The 21,399-nt window shown below is 72.0% G+C and carries 21 protein-coding genes; 12 read left to right on the forward strand and 9 right to left on the reverse strand.

Going from position 1 to position 21,399, the window contains the following annotated elements:
* Positions 1–33: 33 nt before the first annotated feature.
* Positions 34–756 carry a 1-acyl-sn-glycerol-3-phosphate acyltransferase gene (locus TNCT6_RS27360; protein WP_141363155.1) on the reverse strand — a complete coding sequence of 241 codons (723 nt, stop codon included), beginning with the start codon at positions 754–756 and terminating at the stop codon, positions 34–36.
* Between the two features lie 201 nt (positions 757–957).
* On the opposite strand from TNCT6_RS27360, the gene TNCT6_RS27365 reads away from it, so the two are divergent.
* The 3 genes from TNCT6_RS27365 to TNCT6_RS27375 all read left to right on the forward strand — a co-directional run bounded on the left by TNCT6_RS27365 (position 958) and on the right by TNCT6_RS27375 (position 5,179).
* Complete coding sequence (locus TNCT6_RS27365) at positions 958–1,608, forward strand: GntR family transcriptional regulator (RefSeq protein WP_141363157.1); 651 nt, start codon at positions 958–960, stop codon at positions 1,606–1,608.
* 283 nt (positions 1,609–1,891) lie between these two features.
* A complete protein-coding gene (locus TNCT6_RS27370) occupies positions 1,892–2,521 on the forward strand; it encodes a FadR/GntR family transcriptional regulator (protein WP_253266227.1) in 630 nt (209 codons plus the stop codon).
* Positions 2,522–2,755: 234 nt separating this feature from the next.
* Positions 2,756–5,179 (forward strand): SpoIIE family protein phosphatase, encoded by a 2,424-nt coding sequence (locus tag TNCT6_RS27375; protein WP_141363161.1) that lies wholly within the window; start codon positions 2,756–2,758, stop codon positions 5,177–5,179.
* Between the two features lie 7 nt (positions 5,180–5,186).
* On the opposite strand, the gene TNCT6_RS27380 is transcribed toward TNCT6_RS27375, so the two are convergent.
* Positions 5,187–5,861: a FadR/GntR family transcriptional regulator gene (locus tag TNCT6_RS27380; protein WP_141363163.1), complete on the reverse strand. Its 675-nt coding sequence runs from the start codon at positions 5,859–5,861 to the stop codon at positions 5,187–5,189.
* Between the two features lie 211 nt (positions 5,862–6,072).
* On the opposite strand from TNCT6_RS27380, the gene TNCT6_RS27385 reads away from it, so the two are divergent.
* From TNCT6_RS27385 to TNCT6_RS27405, 5 genes are all read left to right on the forward strand, one after another.
* A complete protein-coding gene (locus TNCT6_RS27385; protein WP_141363165.1) occupies positions 6,073–7,527 on the forward strand; it encodes an MFS transporter in 1,455 nt (484 codons plus the stop codon).
* A 104-nt stretch (positions 7,528–7,631) separates the two neighbouring features.
* Positions 7,632–8,546 carry an ABC transporter substrate-binding protein gene (locus TNCT6_RS27390; protein ID WP_172633044.1) on the forward strand — a complete coding sequence of 305 codons (915 nt, stop codon included), beginning with the start codon at positions 7,632–7,634 and terminating at the stop codon, positions 8,544–8,546.
* The gene (locus TNCT6_RS27395) at positions 8,543–9,556 is read left to right on the forward strand and encodes an ornithine cyclodeaminase family protein (RefSeq protein ID WP_253266228.1); all 1,014 of its coding nucleotides are present in this window, start codon (positions 8,543–8,545) and stop codon (positions 9,554–9,556) included. The genes TNCT6_RS27390 and TNCT6_RS27395 overlap by 4 nt, the downstream gene beginning before the upstream one ends.
* A 108-nt stretch (positions 9,557–9,664) precedes the next feature.
* Complete coding sequence (locus TNCT6_RS27400; RefSeq protein WP_141363169.1) at positions 9,665–10,387, forward strand: aspartate/glutamate racemase family protein; 723 nt, start codon at positions 9,665–9,667, stop codon at positions 10,385–10,387.
* A gap of 95 nt (positions 10,388–10,482) precedes the next feature.
* Positions 10,483–11,106 carry a DedA family protein gene (locus TNCT6_RS27405; RefSeq protein ID WP_141363171.1) on the forward strand — a complete coding sequence of 208 codons (624 nt, stop codon included), beginning with the start codon at positions 10,483–10,485 and terminating at the stop codon, positions 11,104–11,106.
* A 119-nt stretch (positions 11,107–11,225) separates the two neighbouring features.
* On the opposite strand, the gene TNCT6_RS27410 is transcribed toward TNCT6_RS27405, so the two are convergent.
* The 4 genes from TNCT6_RS27410 to TNCT6_RS27430 all read right to left on the reverse strand — a co-directional run bounded on the left by TNCT6_RS27410 (position 11,226) and on the right by TNCT6_RS27430 (position 14,443).
* On the reverse strand, positions 11,226–11,528 hold the full coding sequence (locus TNCT6_RS27410) for a hypothetical protein (protein ID WP_141363173.1): 303 nt from the start codon (positions 11,526–11,528) through the stop codon (positions 11,226–11,228).
* A 250-nt stretch (positions 11,529–11,778) separates the two neighbouring features.
* Positions 11,779–12,999: an ornithine--oxo-acid transaminase gene (gene rocD / locus TNCT6_RS27420; protein WP_141363177.1), complete on the reverse strand. Its 1,221-nt coding sequence runs from the start codon at positions 12,997–12,999 to the stop codon at positions 11,779–11,781.
* Positions 12,999–13,817, reverse strand: a complete 819-nt coding sequence (gene ddaH, locus TNCT6_RS27425; protein ID WP_141363179.1) for a dimethylargininase — start codon at positions 13,815–13,817, stop codon at positions 12,999–13,001. Before ddaH ends, rocD begins: the two co-directional genes overlap by 1 nt.
* 122 nt (positions 13,818–13,939) lie before the next feature.
* Positions 13,940–14,443: an Lrp/AsnC family transcriptional regulator gene (locus TNCT6_RS27430; protein WP_141363181.1), complete on the reverse strand. Its 504-nt coding sequence runs from the start codon at positions 14,441–14,443 to the stop codon at positions 13,940–13,942.
* 77 nt (positions 14,444–14,520) lie between these two features.
* On the opposite strand from TNCT6_RS27430, the gene TNCT6_RS27435 reads away from it, so the two are divergent.
* The 4 genes from TNCT6_RS27435 to TNCT6_RS27450 all read left to right on the forward strand — a co-directional run bounded on the left by TNCT6_RS27435 (position 14,521) and on the right by TNCT6_RS27450 (position 18,733).
* Positions 14,521–15,276 carry a LytTR family DNA-binding domain-containing protein gene (locus tag TNCT6_RS27435; protein ID WP_141363183.1) on the forward strand — a complete coding sequence of 252 codons (756 nt, stop codon included), beginning with the start codon at positions 14,521–14,523 and terminating at the stop codon, positions 15,274–15,276.
* A 177-nt stretch (positions 15,277–15,453) separates the two neighbouring features.
* Entirely contained in the window at positions 15,454–15,813 is a 360-nt protein-coding gene (locus TNCT6_RS27440) for a hypothetical protein (protein WP_141363185.1), read from the forward strand.
* Between the two features lie 5 nt (positions 15,814–15,818).
* Positions 15,819–17,531, forward strand: a complete 1,713-nt coding sequence (locus tag TNCT6_RS27445; protein WP_141363187.1) for a cation acetate symporter — start codon at positions 15,819–15,821, stop codon at positions 17,529–17,531.
* The gene (locus TNCT6_RS27450; RefSeq protein WP_141363189.1) at positions 17,528–18,733 is read left to right on the forward strand and encodes a sensor histidine kinase; all 1,206 of its coding nucleotides are present in this window, start codon (positions 17,528–17,530) and stop codon (positions 18,731–18,733) included. Before TNCT6_RS27445 ends, TNCT6_RS27450 begins: the two co-directional genes overlap by 4 nt.
* A gap of 6 nt (positions 18,734–18,739) precedes the next feature.
* On the opposite strand, the gene TNCT6_RS27455 is transcribed toward TNCT6_RS27450, so the two are convergent.
* From TNCT6_RS27455 to TNCT6_RS27465, 3 genes are all read right to left on the reverse strand, one after another.
* Positions 18,740–18,910: a hypothetical protein gene (locus TNCT6_RS27455; RefSeq protein WP_172633045.1), complete on the reverse strand. Its 171-nt coding sequence runs from the start codon at positions 18,908–18,910 to the stop codon at positions 18,740–18,742.
* A gap of 222 nt (positions 18,911–19,132) precedes the next feature.
* Positions 19,133–20,083: a cytochrome c oxidase assembly protein gene (locus tag TNCT6_RS27460; protein ID WP_141363193.1), complete on the reverse strand. Its 951-nt coding sequence runs from the start codon at positions 20,081–20,083 to the stop codon at positions 19,133–19,135.
* A gap of 122 nt (positions 20,084–20,205) precedes the next feature.
* Entirely contained in the window at positions 20,206–21,231 is a 1,026-nt protein-coding gene (locus TNCT6_RS27465) for a 6-phosphofructokinase (protein ID WP_141363195.1), read from the reverse strand.
* Between the last annotated feature and the right edge of the window lie 168 nt (positions 21,232–21,399).

Here is a 21,399-nt window from a genome sequence, read left to right on the forward strand (position 1 = left end):
CGGCCGCCCCTCTCGCGCGCGTGCCCCGCGGCGTCAGGTGAGCGGCGCGCGCGGGAACCTGCGCCTGTCGCCCTTTGCCTCGGCCTGCTCCGCCTTGGCCACGGCCGCGTACTGGTCGACGTACTCCTGCTCGGACAGCGACAGGATGGCGTACATGATCTCGTCGGTGACGGCGCGCAGGATCGCCTTCTCGTTCTCCAAGCCCGCGTAGCGGGAGAAGTCCAGCGGCTCGCCGAAGCGGATCTCGATCGCGTGCGGGCGCGGGACGACCTTCCCGGGCGGCTGGGCCTCGAACGTGCCGATCATCGCGCACGGGACGACCGGCACCCCGGCCCTGAGCGCCATGACCGCGACGCCGACCTTGCCCTTGTACAGGCGGCCGTCGTGCGACCGGGTGCCCTCCGGGTAGATGCCGAGCAACTCGCCCTTGCTCAGCACCCCGAGCCCCTCCCGGATCGCGGCCTGCCCCGCCTCCTTGCCCGAGCGGTCCACCGGGATCTGCCCCGCGCTGCGGAAGAAGGCCGCGGTGAGCCGGCCCTTGATGCCCGGTCCCGTGAAGTACTCGGCCTTGGCCAGGAAGGTGATCCGCCGTTTGAGGATCGCCGGCATCACGAAGTGGTCCGAGAACGACAGATGGTTGCCCGCGACGATGGCCGCTCCCGAGGCCGGCACGTGCTCCAGCCCCTCGATACGGGGCCGGAAGACCAATCTGAGCAGCGGTCCCAGCAGAACGTATTTGAGCAGGTAGTAGAACACGGCTCGCCCCTCACTCCGACCAGCTCGGCTTCAGACCGGTGTTTTGCCAGGTAAAGGGCAGGATCCCGGAATTGGTCCACGTGCGTCAGTAGTCATCTGTAACCGCCTTCGGCCGTGCTCATGCTGACCCGTCGCCCCCGTGCCGGACGGACGTACCGGTATGCGGCAGACGGGTGGCGCGGACCTGCGAGAATGAGGCCCATGCCAGGGTCCGAGGGTTTTGAGTCCGAGTCCGAACGCGTCACGCGACAGTTGCGCGACCAGATCCTCGACGGTGACCGTCAGCCCGGCAGCAAACTCGTCGAACGGGAGCTCGCCGCCGAACTCGGGGTGAGCAGACTCCCGGTCCGCGAGGCTCTGAGGGCGCTGGTGGCGGAGGGACTGGTCACACCGCGCCCACGCACCTGGGCCGTCGTGCGCGAGTTCACCTCCACCGACATCTCCGACCTCGACGAGGTCCGCTCCGCCCTGGAGACGCTGACGTTCCGGCTCGCGGCTCAACGGCGCAACCGCGCCGGCCTGGAGAAGCTGCGCGCGGACCTGGACTCCGAACTCGAAGCCGCGCGCCAGGGGGACGCCGTCAAGGCCCGGCGTGCCGCGGCCGACTTCCACGAGACCGTGACGTCGATGGCCGCCAACGAGCTTCTGAACGAGCTGGGGACCACTCTCCGCAGCCGTATGCGCTGGCTGCTGGCCCAGCACGACGACCTGCTGACCGTCGCGAAGGAGCACGAGGCGCTCTACGAGGCGATCGAGGACCGGGACGTGCCGAGGGTCGAGGACCTGGTCATGAAGCACCTGGCCACCAGCCGCGACGTGGCCGCGACCCATCGCAGGCCGTTGCCGGGATAGCTCGAGGACGCGCTCGGCGGCGGCCGGACGGACGGGAACCGGCGCTTCCTCCCGGAGTCCTCGACGAGCCGGCCGACGGGGGCTGCGGCGGCCCGGCCCCGGGCCGGAAGACATACCGGAAGACATGCGGGTGGCCGGAAGACGTGTGCGTGGCCGGAAGACCCCCGGCGGCAGGGCCGAGGGCTGGACCTGGGCTCTGGGGCTTCCTAGGCTTCTGACGTCGTCAGATGACCGAGAAGAGGGTCGGATGGAAACGGTGGGGCGCGTATCGATCGTCGATACCGTGATCAGTGAGCTACGCGCGGAGATCGCCCGGGGCGTGTGGCGGGTCGGCGAACGGATCCCTCCGGAGGGCCAGCTGGCCGAGTCTCTCGGCGTGAGCCGGCTCTCGGTCCGCGAAGCCGTCCGCGTGCTGGTGCACTCCGGACTGCTGAGCACCCGCCAGGGCGCCGGCACCTACGTGACCGCCACCGACGAGGGACAGGTCGCGCTCCGCCGTCACCTCGGCGGGGTGACGGCCGACGACATCCTCGACGTACGCCGCGGCCTGGACATCGTCGCGGCCCGGCTGGCCGCCACCGCGCGCACCGAGGAGGACCTCACGGCGCTCCGCCAGGCCATGGACCGGCGCACCGCCGCGGGGCTGGCCGCCGACCTGGACGCGTTCACCGACGCCGACGTCGACTTCCACCTGTGTGTCGCGGAGGCCGCGCACAACCCGCTGCTCGGGGACCTGTACCGGAACATGAGCGACGCCCTGCGGGAGACCGTCAAGGCCGGCCGGTGCATGGACGAGGCCGGCGAGGACCTGTTCCACAGCGCTCTGTTCGAGGCGGTGAGCGCCGGCGACCCGGTCGCCGCGACCAGCGCGGCTCTGGCGATCCTCGAAGGCGGCGGCGAAGGGGACGTGTGAGCGCCGCGGCGACGGTCTGAGGGCGGCTCCCGGCCGCCCGCCGGACGGTTGCGCCAGGGCGGCAGGGGGCGGCGCCTTGCGGGTCCGGCCCCAGGCCGTGTGCGGGGCGTCCGGGGCCGTCGACCGCGTTCCGGACCAGGGACGCCGGGCGGGGGAGCGGAGGCGCGGGCTGTCCGGAATCGCCGATAATGGGGACGAGCCTGTCGGGCGGCTCGGCCGCCAGCGAGGAGCGAGATGAACGGGTTCGACCCCGCCGGCGCCCTTGCCCTCGGCGCCGTGGCAGCCGCCGTGTTCGACGAAGCCGGGACCGTCGTGCGGTGGTCCCAGGCGGCGGCCGACCTCCTGGGACACCCGGCCGGGCACGTCTGCGGCCGCCCGGTCGGGGACCTTCTCGCCGATGCCCCCGACGAGCCGCACCACTGCGCGCTCGCGGCGGACGGGTTTCCGGCCGCCGGCCGGACACGGCTGCGGCACCGCTCGGGCCGTGCCGTGGACGTCGCCTTCCGGATCGTGCGCCTGGAGGGATCCTCCGAACTGCTGGCCCTGGCCGCCCCCGCGGCCGACACGACCGAGCGGGAACAGGGCCTGTCCCTGCTGCGCGCGCTCTTCGCCCAGGCCCGGATGGGGGTCACCCTCCGCGACACGGACCTGGCCCTCGTACGGACCAACATCACCCTCGAGACGCTCGGCGGACCTCCAGGCGCCGCCGACGTGGAGATGAGGGAGGTGGCCGACGCCAGGAACGCCGAAGCCGCGGAGGCGGCCCTGCGCCGGGTGCTGGAGACGGGCACGCCGCTGATCGGGGAGGCACAGGACGTGCGCTCACCGCTCCTCCCCGGGCGGCACCGGACGCTCTCCCTGGCCGCCTTCCGGCTGGAGGACGCGCGGGGGGAGCCCGCGGGCGTCGTCACGCTGGTCACCGACATCTCCGAGCAGCAGCGGACCCGCGACCACCTGGACCTGCTGCGCGACGCCTCCACCCGCATCGGTGGCTCACTGGACGTCGTGCGCACCGCGCAGGACCTGGTCGACGTCCTCGTCCCCGCGCTCGGGGACCTCGCCTGGGTGGAACTGGCGGACCCCGTCATCGAGGGGGACGAGCCCGCCAATGTGCTCGGCGGCGCCTGGCTGAGCTGGCGGCGGGTCGCGGTCGCCTCGGCCGACGGGACGTGGCCCTCCCGTCTGCTGCAGAAGGGCGCGGCGGCGCCCCGGCAACCGGACATGCCCACCCTGCTCGCGGTCCAGCGCGGTGACGTCATCGTCGTCGACAGCGAGACGATCAGCGGCATGTTCGGCGAGCCGCACCTGGTCGAGTTGCTGGTGCCGGAGAACGCGCGTTGGCTCGCCGTGGCACCGCTGTTCGCGCGCGGCACGATGCTCGGCGTCGTCGGGATCAGCCGCAACGAACAGGGGCAGCCCTTCGACGAGGACGAGGCGGACCTGCTGAAGAAGATCGCGTCCAGGGCCGCGCTCAGCGTCGACAACGCCCGCCGTTACACGCGGGAGCACCGTGCCGCCGTCGCGCTCCAAAGGCGCCTCCTCCCACGCGCGACCACCGAGACGCCCGCCGCCGAGACCGTCGGCGTCTACCGGCCCGCGGGCGGCGGAGCGGAGATCAGCGGCGACTGGTTCGACGTCCTCTCGCTGCCCTCGCTGCGGGCCGCGTTCGTCGTCGGCGACGTCATCGGCCACGGCCTGCACGCCACCGCCACCATGGGCCGGCTGCGCACCGCCGTGCAGACCCTGGCCGACCTGGAACTCGACTGCGACGAACTGCTCACCCACCTCGACGACCTGGTGCAGCGACTCGCGGGCGAGGCCGCCCCCGAGAACCGGGACACCGTCGGCGCCACCTGCCTGTACACCCTCTACGATCCGGTCGCCCGCCGCTGCACCGTCGCCAGTGCCGGACATCCGGTGCCCGTCGTCTCCCCCTGCGACGGCACTGCCCGACCCGTGGACCTCTCTCCCGGACCGCCCCTGGGCGTCGGCGGCATGCCCTTCGAGACCGCCACGCTCGATCTGGCGCCCGGCAGTGTCCTCGCCCTGTACACCGACGGGCTGATCAAGGGCGACGACGGCGACACCGACGCCGGACTGCGACGGCTGACCGACCGCCTCGCCGCCCACTGCCGTCCCGGCCGGCCGCTGGACGAGATCGGCCGAGCGCTCCTCGCCGGCCTCGACGACCACCCGCCCAGGGACGACATCGCGCTGCTGCTCGTCCGCACCCGCGTGGTCCCCGCGGAGTCCGTCGCCGACTGGGAGTTCCCCGCGGACCCCGCCAGCGTGTCCGACGCCCGGGTGGCCACCACCCGCCAGTTGGCCGCGTGGGGGCTCGACGACATCGCCTTCAGCACCGAACTCATCGTCAGCGAACTGGTCACCAACGCCGTCCGCTACGCCGGCGGCCCCATCGGGCTGCGGCTGATCCACGAGGACGTCCTGGTCTGCGAGGTCAGCGACCCGAGCAACACCCAGCCCCGCCTGCGCCGGGCCCACACGACCGACGAAGGAGGCCGGGGCCTGTTCCTCGTCGCCCAGCTCAGCACCCGCTGGGGCAGCCGTTACAGCCGGCGCGGGAAGACCATCTGGGCCGAACAGGCGGTCGGCCCCGGCCCGGATCAGCTCATGTTCTCCTCGATGATCCCGATGTGACGCGGCATCAGCGATCCCGGGTCGCCGGGCCGTTCTCCAGCAGGGCCAGTGAGGCGGTGGTGGCCTTGTCGGCGTCGCCCTCGGCGATGGCCGCGGCGAGGGTGTTGTGCCAGGTGTCCCGTCCCTGGGTGAAGACCTTCAGGCAGCGGTCGTCGCGGATGCTGTCGGCCAGTGCCCTGGTGAAGGTCGAGTAGAGCTCGACGAGGAGTTCGTTGTGGGTCGCGCGGGCGACGTGGAGGTGGAAGTCGACGTCGGCGGCGACGAACGCGGCTTCGTCGCCCGCGGTTCCGGCCGCGGCGCGTCGGGTGAGCGCGTCGTCGAGGGCGGTGATGTCGTGCTGGGTGCGGCGGGCGGCGGCGAGTCCGGCGGCGAGGATGTCCAGGCCGCGGCGGACTTCGAGGACGTCGCCGTCGTGGGCGTCGTCGAGCCGGCGTCGCAGGGCGACGTCGGTCGCGTCCCTGGCGGCCACGTAGGTGCCGTCGCCCTGGCGGGTGGTGAGCAGTCCCATCTGGGCCAGACCGTGGACGGCGGCACGCACCGATACGCGGCTGAGGCCCAGCCGTTCGGCCAGCTCGCCCTCCGACGGCAGCCGCCGGCCGACCTCCCAGCGGCCGCTCTCGATCTCCGCCTGCAATTGCCTGCTCGCGGCCTCGACCAGAGAGACTCGCTCAATCTTCTTCATCCCCACCCCTTCTCCAAGTCATCAGATGACTGCTAATTATGTCACCAGAGGCCTTCAGGTGGCCTCTCAACAGCCCGACCCCTCGCGTCCTCCCGGGCTGTCCCCTGCCTGGGCTCCTCTCTGAAGCCCGAGCGTCCTCTGAAGGAGGTCGGCTCCATTGCACAGATCGGATTCCCCCACTCCGGACACCGGTGGCTCCGGTTCCGGTGACATGTCCACCCACTCAGCCGGCGCTGCGGCGGTTGATGTGGTGGACGGCGGTTCGTCTCCAGCGGGCTCGGCGGTCGGCCGGGCGCTGGACTCGATCGGTTTCAACCGGGCACACAAGCTCATCTTGATAATGGTTCTGCTCGGCGCGTTCTTCGACGTGATGGAGGAGAACTCGCTGGGCGCGGTGGGTCCGGCGTTGAAGAATGTCTGGCACATCTCCACGCCTGAACTGGCCTTTCTGCAGACGGTCACGATCTCGGCGATGATCATCGGCAAGGTGGTCACCGGTGCGATCGGTGACTTGAGGGGGCGCCGGTTCGCGCTGGCGTTCAACTTGTTCGTGTACTGCGCGGGGGCGTTGGTCTGCGCGCTCGCTCCGAATTACGCGGTGCTGGCGGTCGGGCGCTTCGTGGTGGGTGTCGGGCTCGGTGGTGAGCTCGCGGCGGGGATGACGCTGCTGAGCGAGCTGGTGCCCACCCGGTTCCGGGGCGCGGTGGTGGCGTCCTTGAACGTGGGTGCCGGTGGTTTCGGCAATGTGGTCTCGTTCGGTTTCGCCGCGGTGGTGCTCGGTCCGCTGGGGAACTTCTTCGGTGGTCCGGACAGCAGTTGGCGGTGGATGTTCGGGCTGCTGGTGCTGCCGGCGGTGCTGGTGCTGTTCTACCGCCGGTATCTGCCCGAGACGCCCCGCTATCTGGCTTCCCGCGGGCGGATCGAGGAGGCCAACCAGGTGCTGACGCGGCTGGCGTCGGGCCGGCTGAAGGGCCGTGACCTGCCCACGGTTCCGTATCTGACGCAGCCGGCCACGCAGGAGGGCAAGGCGGAGAAGGTGCGGCTCGGGGAGGTCTTCCGGGGCGAGCTGCTGCGGCGCACGGCCGCGCTGGCGGTGGTGTCCTGGATGACGTTCGGTGCGCAGATCACCGTGCTGGTGCTGATGCCGACGATCCTGGTCAACCAGGGCTACAGCATCACCGAGAGCCTGACCTTCACCATGGTGATGAACGTCGGCAGTCTCCTCGGCGCGGCGGCGGCGACGTATGCGGCGATGCACTGGCCGCGCCGGCTGGTGATGACCGGCGGCGCCGTGGCCGCCTGCCTGGCCGCGCTCGCCTTCGGCTTCCTGGCCGGTACCCCGGCCCTGGTCCTGGTGCTCGGCGGCACCTTCCAGTTCTTCGTGCTGCTGCTGAACAGCACCGTGTTCGCGTGGGCGCCGGAGCTGTACCCGACCCGGGTACGCGCCTTCGGCACCTCGATGATCGCCGTGCAGGGCAACGTGGCCGGCGCCTTCGTGCCCATCGGCGCGGGCCTGCTCCTCGACCACGCCGGCGTGGTCGCGGTCTTCGTCCTGACCGCCGCGATGTACGGGGTGATGGCCGTCGCCGTCCGCTTCGCCCCCGAAACCCACGGCCGCCCCCTCGAAGACATCAACGTGGAGGCCTCTTCGCCGGCCACCGCCTGACCCGCCTGCCGGCCGTGTGGTACGTCCCGCCCGGCCGGTCCGGTACCCCATACCAACCAACCAACCCTGATGTGAAACACCGTCAGAAATGCCAAGGAGAGATGATGGACCGTCTGCATGTCTCGGCTACTTCGCACTGGCCGAACTACCTGCCCGAGTACGTTGCCCGGGAGTTCGGTTTCTACGAGGAGGAGGGAATCGACTTCTCCCGCAGCGCTCCGGACGACTGGACGCGGGTGCTGGCCGATCTGGAGGAGGGTCAGGCCGAGGTCGTTCTCGGGGGGCTGTGGGTGCCGGCGATGTACCACGGGCGTGGCCGTGAGTACCGGGCGTTCGCGCAGCTGAACCACCGCAACCCGAAGGCCCTGGTGGTGCGGGAGCCGGTGTCGGACTTCGAGTGGACGGACCTGGAGGGCAGGATCGTGCTGGCCCCGGGTGCGGGCGGCACCGCGCCGTACGTGCACACCGCGGGGCTGATGCGCAAGGCCGGTGTGGACATGTCCAAGGTGCGGTTCGTACGGGACCTGTCCGGATCGATGCTCACCGAGCTGTTCCTGGGCGGCATGGGGGACGCGCTGGTCACCGACGCCGTCAACGCCGCCTTCCTCGAGCACCGCGGGCTGGCCCACATCGCGGTCCGCTACGACCGGGCGGGCGGGCTGATGCCCAACAGCGTGTACTACACCACCCGGGAGGTCCTGGACCGCGACGACGAACTCGTCTTCCGCTTCTGCCGGGCGCTCCAGCGCTCGATCGACTGGCTCAAGACGCACAACGCCGACGAGCTGGCCGGTCTGCTGGCCCGCGAGTGGCCGTCCCTGGACACCAAGGTCCTGGTCCCGGTCGTCGACGACCTGCGCGCGAGCGGCATCTGGGACGACATCCGCGTCAGCCAGGACGGCTACGCCGAGTGGCTGCGCATCCTCGCCGAGGACGGCCTCCTCGACGCCCCCGTCCCGTATGCGGACCTGATCGACGCCCGCCCCGCCGCGCAGGCCGCCGCCGAGGTGACGCCGTGACGGACCAGACGGGTACCGGCCGGGCACCCCTGCTGGTGCTGGACCGGGCGCAGGTCGCGAGTCTGCTGGATCTGGGCGAGGTGATGCACGTCGTCGAACAGGCCCACGCGGCCCTGTCCACCGGCACGGCGCGTCAGCCCGACCGGTCCGCGATGGAACTGCCCGGCGGGGCCGGACTGCTGGTGCCGATGGTCGCCGCGGTCGACCCACTGTCCAGTGCCGGGGTCAAACTCCTCACCGACACCCCGCCCAACGCCGGCCGGGGACTGCCGGTCCAGCAGTCGGTGATCACACTCATCGACCCCGGCACCGGCACCTGCGAAGCGATCCTCAACGGCGCCCCGATCACCCTGCTGCGCACGGCGGCGGCGTCGGCCGTCGCCACCCGGCACCTGGCCCGCCAGGGTGCGGGCGTCCTCGGCCTGATCGGCGCCGGAGCCCAGGCGCGCGCCCATCTCGCCGCGCTGGCACGGGTGATGGACATCGGCCAGGTGCTCGTGTGGAGCCGGACCCGTGCCACCGTCGAGGCGTTCGCCGAGCACGCCCGCGGGCAGGGGTACGCGGTCAAGGTCGCCGACGACCCGGAGCAGGTGGTGCGCGCGGCGGAGGTGCTGTGCACGCTGACGCCGTCGCGTACGCCGGTGGTGCGGGGGGAGTGGTTCGGTCCGGGCCTGCACGTCAACGCGGTCGGGGCGCCGCCGCGGCCGGATCACCGGGAGATCGACACGGCGGGCATCGTCCGCAGCCGTGTCGTGGTCGACAGTTTCTCGGTGTCGTCCCACGAGTCCGGTGAGGTGCTGATCCCGATGCGGGATGGTGCGATCACCCCGGAGCACTTCCGCACCGAACTCGGTGACGTCATCACCGGCAGGGCACCCGGGCGGCGTTCCGCGGACGACATCACGCTCTACAACTCGGTCGGGGTCGGCATCCAGGACGTGGCGGCCGCCCGGCTCGTCGTCGACGCCGCCCGGCGCCGCGGCATCGGCACCGAAGTACACCTGTCCTGACCGGCTGGGGGGTCCGGCGAGAACCCACCCACGCAGTCCGGCCGGCCCGCTGACCGACGGGCCGGCCGGCGCCGCGGGCGACCAATGGCCGAAAGAGAAAGGACCAAGATGCGCATACTGATCGCCAATGTGAACACGACCGCCTCCATGACCGAGACGATCCGTGCACAGGCCGCGGCCTCCGCCTCCCCCGACGTCGAGATCGTGGGGCTCACCCCCTCGTTCGGGCCGGAGTCGGTGGAGGGCAACTTCGAGAGCTACCTGGCCGCCGTCGCCGTGATGGACCGGATCGTCCGCTACGACGAGCCCTACGACGCGGTGATCCAGGCCGGGTACGGCGAGCACGGCCGGGAGGGCCTCCAGGAGCTGCTGGACGTCCCGGTGGTGGACATCACCGAGGCGGCGGCACAGATGGCGATGCTGATCGGCCGTACGTACTCGGTCGTCACCACCCTGGACCGGGCCGTGCCGCAGATCCAGGACCGGCTGCTGCTCGCCGGGCTCAACGAGCGGTGTGCCTCGGTGCGGGCCTCCGGGCTGCCCGTGCTGGAGCTGGAGGCGGATCCGGCGCGCGCGGCCGACGCGATCGTGGCGGAGGCCCGCCGGGCCGTCGACGAGGACCGGGCGGAGGTGATCTGCCTGGGCTGCGGCGGTATGGCCGGGCTCGACCAGAAGATCAGTGCCGCCACGGGCGTCCCCGTCGTCGACGGCGTCGCCGCCGCGGTCACCCTGGCCGAAGGGCTCGTCCGGCTCGGCCTCAGCACCAGCAAGGTGCGCAGCTACGCACCGCCGAGGCCCAAGACCGTGACGGGCTGGCCGATCGTGCGGTAACGGGGTCGCGGGGCGCCGTCCGAGTTCCGGAAGTACGCGGTGGCACGTTGCCGTGTCTGCCGGTGACCGTTCACGCGCCGTCGTACGGTGTGGGCATGGCCCCTCCGCTTCCGGGTCCGCTGGCGCACCTGGCACCGCTGCTCAGCCACTACGGCTACTGGGCCGTCGGCGCCGTGGTCCTCGTGGAGGACTTCGGAGTCCCCGCCCCGGGCGAGACGATCCTGATCGCGGCCGGGGTGTACGCCGGGGCCGGGCAGCTCGACGTCGTGGCCGTGGCCTTGATCGCGTTCGCCGCGGCCGTCGTCGGGGACAACATCGGCTACCTCGTCGGCCACCTCGGCGGACGCCCCTTCGTGCACCGCTGGGGCCGGTACATCTTTCTGACACCCGAGCGGTTCGCGGTGGCCGAGCGGTTCTTCGGCCGGCACGGTGGCAAGATCGTCGTGGTGGCCCGGTTCATCGAGGGCCTGCGCCAGGCCAACGGCATCATCGCCGGCACCACGGGCATGCACTGGCTCCGCTTCCTCGCCTTCAACGCGCTCGGCGCGGCGCTGTGGGTCGGCCTGTGGGTGACCCTCGCCTACGCCGCGGGCACGCACATCGGCACCGTCTACGACGAGATCAGCCGCTACCAGGTGTACGTGCTCGTGGCACTCGGGGTCCTCGTCGTCGCGCTGATCGTGCGGCACCTGCTGCGGCGCAGGCGACGCGAGGACTGACGGCGTCACGCGCGCCGTCCACGGGGCACGGGCACACCTGCCGGCCCGTGGACACACGCGCTCCCCACGGGCGCGCACGCCCACAACCGGCACCGGCCTTACGGGTGCGGCCGTGGGCGTCAGCGGCCGTCCCGGCCCGTGGGCTCGTTCAGCGAGCCGGTGTCCCGCCCGCCGCCGTAGTGGCGCGGGGCCCGGTGCGCGTGCCGGTGGTGCGTCGCGGCGCCGGTCAGGAGGCTCGCGCCCAGGCAGAAGAGCAGGGCGAGGGCGAGACCCGCGCTGAAGACCTCGAGCGTGTTCATGGTGGCGATGTGGTTGCCGAGCACCGACACCGGGTAGTGCGGGCCGCCGGACAGGTTGTCGGCGATGACCAGGCCGGTGAACGCGGCCGTCGCCGCAAGGAGGAGCAGGCCGATGAGCAGCATGGGAGTCATCTCCTCAAAGAGTCACTCATCGGGGCGGGTACCCAGCCCACCACCGACCAGCCCACCACCGGCCAGCCCACCACCGGCCAGCCCACCACCGGCCAGCTCACCACCGGCCGGTCCACCACGGGCCGGCCCACCACCGGCCGGGCGATCCGGCCGGCGTCCTCGGCTGCGACGGCGCCCGGACCGGGACGACGCGCACCGCCGGAAGGCCTCCGGCGGTGAGCGTCCGGCGCCGGTGTCCGCCTCAGGCGGCCAGCACCTTCTCCAGTGAGGCGAGGGCCGAGCGCAGCTCCTCCTCGGTGATGGTCAGCGGCGGCGCCAGCCGGATCGTGGAACCGTGGGTGTCCTTGGCCAGGACGCCCTCCCGCATCAGGCGCTCGCCGATCTCCCGCCCGGTGCCGATCGCCGGATCCACGTCCACGCCCGCCCACAGGCCCCGTGAGCGGAAGCCGACGACACCCCGGCCTACCAGCTGGACGAGCCCCTCGTGCAGCACCTTGCCCAGCTCCGCCGCCCGGAGCTGGAACTCGCCCGTCTCCAGGAGCCCGACGACCGCCGTGCCGACCGCCGCGGCCAGCGGATTGCCGCCGAACGTCGACCCGTGCTCGCCGGGCCGCAGGACCCCGAGCACCTCCCGGGACCCGACGACCGCGGACACCGGCACGATGCCGCCGCCGAGGGCCTTGCCCAGCAGCAGGACGTCCGGGACGACGTCCTCGTGCTCGACGGCCAGGGTGCGCCCGGTGCGCCCGAGGCCCGACTGGATCTCGTCCGCGATGAACAGGCAGCCCGCCCGGCGGGTCAGCTCCCGCACGCCGGCGAGGTAGCCGTCGTCGGGGATGAGTACGCCGGCCTCGCCCTGGATCGGCTCGATCAGCACCGCCGCCGTCGTCTCGTCGATCGCCGCCTCCAGGGCCGCCGGATCGTTGTACGGGACGATCTTGAAGCCCGGAGTGAACGGCCCGAAACCCGACCGTGCCGTCTCGTCCGTCGAGAAGCTGACGATCGTCGTCGTACGGCCGTGGAAGTTGTCCGCCGCGACCACGATCGTCGCCCGGTCGGCCGGGACGCCCTTGACCTCGTACGCCCACTTGCGGGCGACCTTGATGCCGCTCTCCACCGCCTCGGCGCCGGTGTTCATCGGCAGCACCATGTCCTGCCCCGTCAGCGCCGCCAGCCGCTCGGCGAACTCGGCGAGGCGGTCGTTGTGGAACGCCCGCGAGGTCAGGGTGAGCCGGTCGAGCTGGCGGTGGGCGGCCTCGGTCAGCACGGGGTGGCGGTGACCGAAGTTGAGCGCCGAGTAACCGGCCAGCATGTCGAGGTAGCGGCGCCCCTCGACGTCCTCCACCCAGGTGCCCTCGGCGCCGGCCACGACCACGGGCAGCGGGTGGTAGTTGTGCGCGAGGACCGGCTCCTCGGCCTGGATCAGCTCTGCGGAGGTACGGGTACGGGCAGGTGCGGTCATCAGCGGATCTCCTGGGTGCAGCACTTGATTCCCCCGCCGGCCTTGTGGAATTCGGACAGGTCGACGGGGACGGGGACGTAGCCGCGGTCGGCGAGCTGCTCGGCCAGGGCCGTGGCCCCGGGCGAGATGAAGACGTGGTGCCCGTCCGATACGGAGTTCAGGCCGAAGGACATGGCGTCCTCGCGGGTGGCGATCAGCGCGTCCGGGTACAGCCTGGCGAGCACCTCGCGGCTGCCCGGCGAGAACGCGTCCGGGTAGTACGCGATGTTCCCCTCGCCCTCGTCGTCGAGGACGAACAGCGCCGTGTCCAGGTGGTAGAAGTACGGGTCCACCAGGGTCAGGCCGATCACCGGGGCGCCGAGGAACTCCTGCGCCTCCCGATGGGCCTCACGGGTGGTGCGGAAGCCGGTGCCGGCGAGGATCCAGCGGCCGGCGGGCACGAAGTCGCCCTCGCCCTCGCACACCGACTCGGGACGGTAGACGTCGAAGCCGGCCGACTTGAACCACGTGTCGTAGGGAAGGGACTCCGGACGGCGCTCGGGCGCGTGGAAGAGGGAGCCGAAGACGCGGCCGTCCACGACCACCGCCGCGTTGGCGGCGAAGACCATGTCGGGCAGGCCGGGCACGGCCTCCACGGTGTCGACGGTGTGGCCGTGGGCGCGGTAGACGCGTGTCAGCTCGTGCCACTGCGCCTGGGCCAGGGACACGTCCACGGGGACGTCGGGATGCATCCAGGGGTTGATCGCGTACTGCACGCCGAAGTGTCTGGGTTCGCAGACGAGGAAGCGCCGCCGGCGCGGCACACGGTTCTCGGGCACAGAGGGGTCCCTCCGCTTCCTGGGTGTCGACTGGGGGTGACTCAAAGGTAGGAAGTGGCGAAGACGGACGACAAGAAACAAAAGCTGCGCGTTGGAGCAGCAATGCTGCGTGTATCCGGGACTCAGCGCATGTCTGCTGCGTCCTGCGGGGCAGGCTGGCTGGCGCCCGCCTCAGGACTGTCCGGCAGCAGATGGGACAGCACCATCACGCTGATCGTCTTGCGGATGAACGGCTCGGTACGGATGCGTTCCAGCACCTCCTCGAAGTGCTCCACGTCCCGCGCCCGCACGTGCAGCAGCGCGTCCGCGCCGCCGGTCACCGTCATCGCCGCCGTGATCTCCGGATGGTGGCGCACCACCTCGGCCAGCCGCCGCGGCGGGGCCGCGCCCTCGCAGTACACCTCGACGTACGCCTCCGTGCGCCAGCCCAGCGCCACAGGCTTCACCGTGGCCGTGAACCCGGTGATCACGCCGCTCTCGCGCAGCCGGTCCACGCGCCGCTTGACGGCCGTCGCGGACAGGCCGACGGCGGCGCCGATCTCGGCGAAACTGCTGCGGGCGTTCGCCATCAGAGCGGTGAGGATCTTCCGGTCGAGTGCGTCGAACGGTGCCTGCCTGCTGTTCATGGCGGCACTGTATCCAGCACGGACGCCGGTGCCCGGCACATGTCACAGCGTGCTTTTCGCCCCTACACTCCACGTTCATGCTGCGCGCCCTCGCCGTCGACGACGAACGCCCCTCGCTCGAGGAACTGCTGTACCTCCTGAACGCCGATCCCCGGATCGCCGGCGTGGAGGGCGCCGGCGACGCGACCGAGGCGCTGCGCCGCATCAACCGGGCGCTGGAGTCCGGCCCGGACGGACCCGACGCGATCGACGTCGTCTTCCTCGACATCCACATGCCGGGCCTCGACGGCCTCGACCTGGCCCGGCTGCTGAACGGGTTCGCCCAGCCGCCGCTGATCGTGTTCGTCACCGCCCACGAGGACTTCGCCGTGCAGGCCTTCGACCTCAAGGCCGTCGACTACGTGCTCAAGCCCGTCCGCAAGGAACGCCTCGCCGAGGCCGTCCGCCGCGCCGCCCAACTGCGCGGCGCCGCCCCGCGGATACCCGTCAGCGAGCCCGATCCCGACCATCTGCCCGTCGAACTCGGCGGGGTGACCCGGTTCGTGGCCGTCGAGGACATCACTCACGTCGAGGCGCACGGTGACTACGCCCGGCTGCACACCGGCAGGGGCAGCCACCTCGTGCGCATCCCGCTGTCCACCCTGGAGGAGCGCTGGCGCGCCCGCGGCTTCGTCCGCATCCACCGCCGGTACCTGGTCGCCCTGCGCCACATCGGTGAACTCCGCCTGGACGCGGGCACCGTGAGCGTCCTGGTCGGCACCGAGGAACTCCAGGTCAGCCGACGGCACGCGCGGGAACTGCGCGAGCTGCTGATACGCCGGACCGCGCGCTAGGGGGTGTCTGACAAATGCCCGCGGCGTCGCGGCGCCTGTCACGCACGCTCGCCGCGTTGCCGAAACGCCCACGTGGCTCCGCCACGAGGGCGCTCCGGCGCCTTGCGATCGCACGCACCAGACACCGCTCCTTCTCCCGCGCTCATTTGTCAGACACCCCCTAGGGAGCCGTACGTCATGCCGCAGGACCCGACCGAACGCCGAGTCGTCGTCACCGGGCCGCCCCGCCGCACCCGCCGGGCCCCGGGCCACTACCGTCCGCGCACGGAGATCGACGAGCAGACCACCCTCGGCCACACCTACGTCCGCTCCCTGATGCGCAGCCAACTGCGGGCCGGCCTCACGGTGTTCGCGGTGCTCGTGCTCCTCGTCGGTCCGCTGCCGCTGGTGTTCGCCGCGACCTCCGACGCCCGCCGGCTGAAGTGGGCGGTCCTCGGCTTCGGCCTCTACGCCCCGCTGGTGCTCCTCGCCCGCTGGTACGTGCGCCGCGCCGAGCGCAACGAACGCGACTTCGTACGGCTCGTCGGAGACCGCTGACCGCCGTGAACTCCGCCTACACCGTCCCCGCCGTCGCCCTCGTCGTGGTGGCCACCATCCTCGTCGGCGCCTTCGGCCTGCGCATCTCCCGCACCACCTCCGACTTCTACGTCGCCTCCCGCACCGTGGGCCCGCGCCTGAACGCGGCCGCCATCAGCGGGGAGTACCTCTCCGCGGCCTCGTTTTTGGGCATAGCCGGACTGGTCCTCGTCCAGGGCGCCGACATGCTGTGGTACCCGGTCGGCTACACGGCCGGCTACCTGGTCCTGCTCCTGTTCGTCGCCGCCCCGCTGCGCCGGTCCGGGGCCTACACGCTGCCCGACTTCGCCGAGGCCCGGCTCGCCTCCCAGAGCGTGCGGCGGCTCGCGGGCGCCTTCGTCGTCGGCGTCGGCTGGCTGTACCTGCTGCCGCAGCTCCAGGGAGCAGGACTCACCCTGGCGGTACTGACCGGGGCGCCCGCCGCGCTCGGCGGAGTGATCGTCGCCGTCGTCGTGGTGGCCATCGTCGCCGCGGGCGGGATGCGCAGCATCACCTTCGTCCAGGCCTTCCAGTACTGGCTGAAACTGACCGCACTGCTCGTCCCCGCCCTCTTCCTCGTCCTCGCCTGGCAGGGCGACGGGGCGCCGCGCCGCGCCTACGACGAGCCGGCCGCCTTCCGCGAGCAGCGCACCGTGCGTGTCGCGGAAACACTCGACCTCAGGCTGGAGGGCCCGCTGACCGTCACCGTGACCGGCACCGTCGACGGCCGCGCCCACCACGAGCGGCGGGTGAGCCTGCCGGCCGGGACGCACCGCGTCGAGGGCGGCACCCGGCTCACCTTCGCCCGGGGCGCCGGAGTCCCGGTGGCCGAGCGCGGCGGCAGCGGCGGCATGTCCACCTCACTGGTCGGGGGCCGTGAGGAACGCCCGCTGTACGCCACCTACGGGCTGATCCTCGCCACCTTCCTCGGCACCATGGGCCTGCCGCACGTCGTCGTCCGCTTCTACACCAGCCCGCACGGCGTGGCCGCCCGCCGCACCACGGTGGCCGTGCTCGCCCTGATCGGCGCCTTCTACCTGCTGCCCCCGGTGTACGGCGCCCTCGGCCGCCTCTACGCCCCCGAACTCACCCTCACCGGGAGCGCGGACGCCGCCGTGCTGCTGCTGCCCGACCGGGTGATCGGCGGCCTCGGCGGGGACCTGCTGGGCGCGCTGGTCGCGGGCGGCGCGTTCGCGGCGTTCCTGTCGACCGCCTCCGGCCTGACCATGGCGGTGGCCGGGGTGCTCACCCAGGACGTGCTGCCCTCGCGCGGTGTCCGCCACTTCCGGCTCGGCACGGTGCTCGCCATGGCCGTACCGCTCGCGGCGAGCGTACTGGTCGGCGGACTGCCCGTCGCCGACGCCGTCGGGCTGGCCTTCGCGGTGTCCGCCTCCTCCTTCTGCCCGCTGCTCGTCCTCGGCATCTGGTGGCGGCGGCTCACCCCGCCCGGCGCGGCCGCCGGGATGCTGGCGGGCGGCGGCGCCGCGCTCGTCGCCGTCGCCGTGACCATGGCGGGCCTCCCGGGCACCGGGCCGCTGCACGCGCTGCTCGCCTGGCCCGCCCTGTGGTCGGTGCCGCTGGGCTTCCTCACGATGATGCTGGTGTCCCTGGCCACGCCCGGCCGGGTGCCGGCCGGCACCGCGGCCGTCCTGGCCCGGTTCCACCTGCCCGAGCAGCTGCGGGCGGAGGTGAAGGGATGAGCGGCTTCCTCGCCGGGCTGTGCGTGGCCGTGCTGCCGCTGCTCGCCGCCGGGTACTGGCTCGGCCGGCGCACCGCCCGTCCGCAGAGCCTCGGCGGGCTCGGCACCCCCGTCGAGCACGCCACCTTCCAGACCCTGCACGCCGCCTCGCTCGCGGCACCCCCGCTGCGGGCCGGGCTGACGGAGGAGACCGCCCGCAAGTCGGCCCGCCGGCTGCGCTCCCTGCTCGGCACCGACGCCCTGTGCCTCACGGACGACACACGGGTCCTCGCCTGGGACGGCGTGGGAGGCCACCACCGCACCGAGATCATGGAACGCCTCACCGAGCCCCTGGAGACGGGCCGCGGCGAGGCCTTCCGGCTCACCTGCCGGACCCCGGACTGCCCGGTGCGCTGGGCCGTCGTCACCCCGCTCACCGTCGACGACCGGGTCCACGGCGCCCTCGTCGCCTGCGCGCCCCGCGAGTCGGCCGTGCTGGCCCGCGCCGCGGCCGAGGTCGCCCGCTGGGTCTCCGTGCAACTGGAGCTCGCGGACCTCGACCGGTCCCGCACCCGGCTCATCGAGGCCGAGATCAAGGCCCTGCGCGCGCAGATCTCCCCCCACTTCATCTTCAACTCGCTCGCGGTGATCGCCTCGTTCGTCCGCACCGACCCCGAGCGGGCGCGGGACCTGCTGCTGGAGTTCGCCGACTTCACCCGCTACTCGTTCCGCCGGCACGGCGACTTCACCACGCTCGCCGACGAACTCCACGCCATCGAGCATTACCTGGCGCTCGTACGGGCCCGCTTCGGCGACCGCCTGTCGGTCACCCTCCAGATAGCGCCCGAGGTGCTTCCCATCGCCCTGCCGTTCCTGTGCCTGCAACCGCTGGTGGAGAACGCCGTCAAGCACGGCCTCGAGGGCAAGACCGGCACCTGCCACATCAGGATCACCGCGCGCGACGAGGGTGCCGAGGCGGTGGTCGTCATCGAGGACGACGGCGCCGGCATGGACCCCGGCCTGCTGCGCCGCATCCTCGCGGGTGAGCACAGCCCCTCCGGCGGTATCGGCCTGTCCAACGTCGACGACCGGCTCCGGCAGGTCTACGGCGACGACCACGGACTGGTCATCGAGACCGCGCAGGGTGCGGGCATGAAGATCAGCGCCCGGCTGCCGAAGTACCAGCCGGGCGTCCACTCGGCGACGCGGCTCACCGGGGAGTGATCCTGCTCAGGTGCCGCGGGTGACGACCATGCCCAGCGTGACCAGGCCCAGCACGACCCAGCCGAACCACAGCCAGCCGTTGCCGCCGAGCGCCACCGTGTAGGCCGTCACCGCGACGAGCGCGCCGACGGTGAGCACCCCCATCGCCTTCGTGGAACCGTCCGTGGAACTGTGCATCGCGGCACCCTCCTCATGGTCCGTAACCTCCATGGTGCCCCGGTTCGGCCCATCGGCATCCCCCACAACAAGCCGCTTGCACCCTCACCCCCACCACGGCCCGGCGGAGGACCGCCGCGGGCGACGGCGCGAGCCGCGGTTCTGGGCGGTGCGCCGAGGTCCCTCGGCGTCGAGCCCGCGCCTCACCGTGTCCCGTTCAGGACCGTCCGGACGCTGACGGGCTCAGTTGCCCCGTGCGTTCAGGGACGCCAGGTACGCGTTGTACGCCTCGAGCTCCTTGTCGCCGTCGCGGTCCGCGGCGCGGTCCTTGCGGCGGGCCTGGCGTTGTTCGGATTTGTACCACTGGAAGAGCAGGGCGAGCAGCACCAGGACCGAGGGGATCTCGCTGAACGCCCAGGCGATGCCGCCGGCCGCGTTCTGGTCGGTCAGGGCGTCGATGCCGAGCGAGGCGGGCGGGTTCATGAAGGTGCCGACCATGGGCGTGGTCGCCATCATCAGCGCGATGCCGAAGAACGCGTGGAACGGCATGCCCGCGAACAGCTCCAGCATCCGCATGAGGTGACCCGGCCGGTTCGGGCCCGGGTCGACGCCCATGATCGGCCAGAAGAACACCAGGCCCACCGCGAGGAAGTGCACCATCATCGCGATGTGGCCGGCCCGAGAGCCCATCAGGAAGTCGAACAGCGGCGTGAAGTACAGGGCGTACAGGCTCGCGACGAACATCGGGATGGTGAAGGCGGGGTGCGTGACGACCCGCAGGTACCGGCTGTGCAGCAGGGCCAGCAGCAGCTCACGCGGCCCCTTGCGGCCCCTCCCGGCCACCGGCAGCGCGCGCAGCGCCAGCGTGATCGGGCCGCCGAGCAGGATCAGGATCGGCGACAGCATGCTGATGATCATGTGCTGGACCATGTGCACGCTGAACATGACCATGCCGTAGTCGTTCAGCTTGGTGCACATCACCAGGGCCACGGTCAGCACACCGATGACGTACGCCACCGTCCGGCCCACCGGCCAGGCGTCGCCGCGCCGCCGCAGCCGCACCACACCCCAGCCGTACAGTCCGAGCCCCAGCAGGCAGGCGACGAGGAAGAACGGGTCCGCGGACCACTCGAGACCGCGTCCCAGCGTGAACGGCGGCAGATCGTTCATCATGCCGTGCCCGCTGTGATCCATCCGCCGGCTCCTGATTCGTGTGGATTGTGCGCTGTCTGTCCACAGCTGTCTGTCCGCACCCAGACTAGAGCCGCCCCCGGCCGCGACTGCGACCGGGGGCGGTGGGGAAGCGCGGCGTGGTTCTACAGCACGCACTCCGCCTCGGCGTACCGCTCCGCGGGGACCGTCTTGAGGGTCGCCACCGCCTCGGCCAGGGACACCATCACGATGTCCGTGCCGCGCAGTGCCGTCATCCGGCCGAACTCCCCGCGGTGCACCGCCTCCACGGCGTGCCAGCCGAACCGGGTGGCCAGCACCCGGTCGTACGCCGTCGGCGTGCCGCCGCGCTGGACGTGCCCGAGGATCACCGGCCGGGCCTCCTTGCCGAGCCGCTGCTCCAGTTCGAGGGAGAGCTGCCGGGCGACGCCGGCGAACCGCTCGTGGCCGTAGACGTCCTTGCCGCCCTCGTCGAAGTCCATGGTGCCCGCCCTGGGCTTGGCGCCCTCTGCGGCCACGACGATCGCGAACCGCTTGCCGGCCGCGAAACGCTCGCCCACCTTCGCCGCCAACTCCTCAATGTCGAAGGGGCGTTCGGGGACGACGATGGCGTGGGCGCCGGCCGCCATGCCGGACTGGAGCGCGATCCAGCCGGTGTGACGGCCCATGACCTCCACGATCAGCACCCGCTGGTGGGACTCGGCGGTGGTCTTCAGCCGGTCCAGGGCCTCGGTGGCGACCGTCACGGCGGTGTCGAAGCCGAAGGTGAGGTCCGTGACCGCGATGTCGTTGTCGATGGTCTTGGGCACGCCGACGATCGGCAGGCCGCTGTCCGACAGCAGCCGGGCCGCCTTGAGCGTGCCCTCGCCGCCGATCGGGATGATCGCGTCGAGCCCCAGCTCCTGGACGTGGCCCCTGGCCCGCTGCACACCGTCCCGCAGGTGCTCGGGACGGACCCGGGAGGAGCCGAGGATGGTCCCGCCGCGGGCGAGGATGCCACTCACCGCGTCGAGGTCGAGCTTGAGGTAGTCGCACTCCAGGAGGCCCTTCCAGCCGTCGCGGAAGCCGATGACCTCGTCGCCGTGATCGACGACGGCACGGTGTACGACGGACCGGATGACGGCGTTCAGGCCGGGACAGTCGCCGCCGGAGGTGAGGACGCCAATGCGCATAGCCCGAATAACCTTCTCAACATGGGCGCGGGGACCGGACCACACTGTCCGGTCGGTCCCCGCCACCCTAGCGGCACCGGGCGGTGGGGCCGAACCCTGCGTCCGCCTGCTGGACGGGCCCGCTCACCTGTGCGGACACCGTGTCAGACGGGCTCCCGCCGGGGCCGT

The sequence above is a fragment of the Streptomyces sp. 6-11-2 genome (assembly GCF_006540305.1).
GTDB lineage: Bacteria > Actinomycetota > Actinomycetes > Streptomycetales > Streptomycetaceae > Streptomyces.